The 959-nt window shown below is 61.3% G+C and carries 1 protein-coding gene; it reads left to right on the forward strand.

The features are described from left to right. The first annotated feature begins 588 nt into the window (after positions 1-588). Entirely contained in the window at positions 589-894 is a 306-nt protein-coding gene (locus EA795_RS20615) for a hypothetical protein (protein ID WP_122079228.1), read from the forward strand. Positions 895-959 lie beyond the last annotated feature (65 nt).

Below are 959 nucleotides of genomic sequence, written 5' to 3' on the forward strand. Positions count from 1 at the left end.
CAGGCCGAGAGGCCTCGGGTGATCCCGGAAGGCTCTTTAACAACTCGGAACCCTCGCGGCGGAATCCCCTGACGGGCACAGCGCGAGTAACAAGTTTTCCGCCCCATGCCAGCTCTGGAACTGGCCGTGGCTCCACATGCAGCCACGCGAAGTTGCGAAATGTCACCCGATGCGACGCCAGTAGCGGCAGCGGGAAAGAGACGACTCAGACAGGGAATCGCAGCGGAGAAAGCCGCAAGGCAGGCCAGCCCACCGTGCCAGATAACGGAGGACAGAAACAACGAATCGAATTAGCGCCCCGAGCCTCGGCTATGAGGGGTGCCGGACCTCCTGCTGCGTGCCTCACTCACCGGGCACCAGGGCTGTGCGCAGCAGGTTGTATAGACCCGATGACCGCTAGGCAATGCTGATCGAGCAAAGCGCGAGGGAAGCCCAAAGCCAACCAAGCGAAGCCTCACGACCTGCAATCAGCAGCGGGTACGGAGCGCGCGAGACGAGCGAAAGAGTTTCCTGATGAGCCTTGGCGACAGGGCTCATTGGGAAGCAGGCAGAAGCCCGGGAGCCGGGCATCACTCAAGAGGAAAGGACATGAAAAAAGAGGCCTTGAAAGAACTAGCGATTCACGTCCGCGAGGCCATCGCTATCGGGCAGGCGGCCGCTGACACCGTAGAGGATGGCGGCACCTGCAACATGGATACCCTGACCATCTACCTGCCAGGCACTCGCATGCCGTCCATGCAGGAGCTGGGCATCAGCCGATACAAGCTGCGCGACTCGTTCGCCATCAGCTGCAGCTTCGGCCAGGCCGACAAGAACACCAAGGGCGTGCGTGCCGCTGCCGACCACCTCAAGTCAAAGGGTTACGACGCCAGCGTCTGGTATCAGATCGACTAACCCGCCGCCCTGCCGGTAGCAGCACACACCCAACAAGGAACCCCTACATGGACACGATCCAGATA

This window comes from Stutzerimonas nitrititolerans, from assembly GCF_003696285.1.
Lineage (GTDB): Bacteria > Pseudomonadota > Gammaproteobacteria > Pseudomonadales > Pseudomonadaceae > Stutzerimonas > Stutzerimonas nitrititolerans.

Coding starts and splice junctions, on each gene's coding strand:
- EA795_RS20615 (WP_122079228.1), top strand. CDS start 589: ATGAAAAAAGAGGCCTTGAAAGAACTAGCGATTCACGTCCGCGAGGCC.